Below are 2597 nucleotides of genomic sequence, written 5' to 3'. Positions count from 1 at the left end.
TTTTGGCCGTCAAACCTTGTTTTCGGGGGAATACCTAAAGATACAAAAAAGCCAACTAATTCGCAATAATTTGTGTATGAATTAGTTGGCTAATTTTGTAATATTTAATGAATGTCCCTTTTTAAAAGAAAGAAACTCCACAAATAGCTTGCAGAATTTCTTTTTATTACAGATAAAGCAGGTATACTTTCAGTTTAAAACCCGAACTAATCATTCATTAACTTTCTATAACGAACGCGAGTAGGTTCTTCCTTACCCAAACGTTTCAGTTTATTTTCTTCGTACTCCGAATAGGAGCCTTCAAAGAAAAATACATTAGAATCACCTTCAAATGCAAGAATATGCGTACAGATACGGTCGAGGAACCAACGGTCGTGACTGATAACAACAGCACATCCGGCAAAATCCTCAAGACCTTCTTCGAGAGCACGCAGTGTATTGACGTCAATGTCATTGGTGGGTTCGTCAAGAAGCAACACATTGCCTTCTTCCTTGAGACAGAGAGCCAGGTGAAGACGGTTGCGCTCACCGCCGGAGAGTACACCGCAAAGCTTTTCCTGATCTGCGCCGGAAAAATTGAAACGCGACAAGTAGGCACGGGCATTGATATCGCGCCCCCCCATGCGGATGAGGTCGTTGCCGCCGGAAATTACCTGATAAACGCTCTTATTAGGATCGATGTCCTTGTGCTGCTGGTCCACATAGGCTACTTTTACGGTCTCTCCTACCTCGAACTCGCCGCTGTCGGGCGTATCCAGCCCCATAATAAGGCGGAAAAGAGTGGTTTTACCCGCTCCATTAGGACCAATGATGCCTACAATACCATTAGGCGGCAACATGAAATTAAGGTCGTCAAACAAGAGTTTGTCGCCAAAAGCTTTTGCTACATGCTTAGCTTCAATAACCTTGTTGCCCAGACGGGGGCCGTTGGGGATGAAGATTTCGAGCTTCTCTTCTTTTTCCTTCACGTCTTCGTTCAGCAGTTTGTCGTAAGAGTTCAGACGGGCTTTTCCCTTTGCCTGACGGGCTTTGGGAGCCATACGCACCCACTCCAGCTCGCGTTCCAACGTCTTGCGGCGTTTGCTGGCAGTCTTTTCTTCCTGCTCCATGCGCTTGGTCTTTTGTTCGAGCCAGCTGGAGTAGTTGCCTTTCCAAGGAATACCTTCGCCACGATCGAGTTCGAGTATCCAACCTGCCACATGGTCGAGGAAGTACCGGTCGTGAGTTACAGCAATTACCGTACCTTCGTACTGCTGCAAGTGCTGCTCCAGCCAGTCGATAGATTCGGCATCAAGGTGGTTGGTAGGCTCATCGAGAAGCAGTATGTCGGGCTTTTGAAGCAACAGACGACAGAGTGCCACACGACGGCGTTCACCACCGGAAAGATGTTCTACCGACTGGTCTTCGGGTGGACAACGAAGCGCATCCATCGCACGCTCCAACTTACTGTCGAGATTCCAGGCATCGGTAGCGTCGATGATGTCCTGCAGCTCCGCCTGACGGGTGAAGAGCTTGTCCATCTTGTCCTGATCTTCGTAGTATTCGGGCAGTCCGAACTTCTGATTGATTTCCTCGTACTCTGCCAGCGCATCTACAATGGGCTGTACGCCTTCCATCACCACTTCTTTCACTGTCTTCGCGGGATCGAGGTAAGGCTCCTGAGCCAAATATCCTACCGAATATCCGGGCGAGAACACCACTTCGCCCTGATAGGATTTGTCCAAGCCGGCGATAATCTTCAGCAAGGTCGATTTACCCGAACCGTTCAAACCGATGATACCGATTTTCGCTCCGTAGAAGAACGAGAGGTAGATGTTCTTCAACACCTGCTTATTGTTCTGCTGAATGGTCTTGTTCAGCCCTACCATAGAAAAGATAATTTTCTTATCGTCTACTGTTGCCATGTGAGTTAAGTATAAAATATAAAGTATAAAATATAATGTTTGAGATGAAGTGTGAGACTCCTGCACACGAAATTTCGGTACAAAGATAAGAAAAAAAGCGAAAATCTTTTGCAACTTTCAAAAAAGTATCTATCTTTGCACTCGCTTAACAGCAATAAGGATTGATTCGCTAGCTCAGCAGGTAGAGCACAACACTTTTAATGTTGGGGTCTTGGGTTCGAGCCCCAAGCGGATCACTTAAAAATCAAGCAGTTATCTAAAAAGATAGCTGCTTTTTTCTTTGTATATACTGCGATTTGACGGCTTTGATGTAAACCAAGATGTAAACCAGTAAACTTCGGGTCAACGTAACAATCTGAGGGATTCAGGCTCAGCGGAAATATCTGGTTGGTAAGTTTTAAAATTAGCTATCTTTGCTTACCTTTGTTTTATGAAACCCGCACAACTCCTTCGTGCCATCCTTCCGGATGTGCTTATAGACAACTTTGATATTGTCAATTTCGACAAGAGTGCTGACCGTTTTGATATTTATCTTGATGAAAAAAAAGTTCAGCTAAAAGAAGATAAGATCAATCCGGATATCATATCCTATGGTTTTGGTGAGTATCGTACAATCCAAGACTATCCTATTCGTGGTCGCGCCACTTATCTCCATGTTCGTAAACGTAAATGGCTTGACAAGTCTTCCAATGA

At 45.1% G+C, this 2597-nt stretch carries 2 protein-coding genes and 1 tRNA gene; 2 read left to right on the top strand and 1 reads right to left on the bottom strand.

Annotated elements, in window-relative coordinates; genetic code table 11:
* Positions 1-206: 206 nt before the first annotated feature.
* Positions 207-1904 (bottom strand): energy-dependent translational throttle protein EttA, encoded by a 1698-nt coding sequence (gene ettA, locus H8S52_RS19535; protein ID WP_005653533.1) that lies wholly within the window; start codon positions 1902-1904, stop codon positions 207-209.
* 163 nt (positions 1905-2067) lie between these two features.
* Here ettA and H8S52_RS19530 point away from each other — a divergent pair.
* Positions 2068-2140 (top strand) — tRNA-Lys (locus tag H8S52_RS19530).
* 194 nt (positions 2141-2334) lie between these two features.
* On the top strand, positions 2335-2597 hold a 263-nt coding region (locus H8S52_RS19525; protein ID WP_186910398.1), incomplete at its 3' end, for a transposase family protein.

It is taken from the genome of Bacteroides sp. NSJ-48 (assembly GCF_014287405.1).
Taxonomy (GTDB): Bacteria; Bacteroidota; Bacteroidia; order Bacteroidales; family Bacteroidaceae; genus Bacteroides; species Bacteroides stercoris.
The sequence above is the reverse complement of the archived record's forward strand: the minus strand, read 5'-3'. Positions and strand labels throughout refer to the sequence as shown.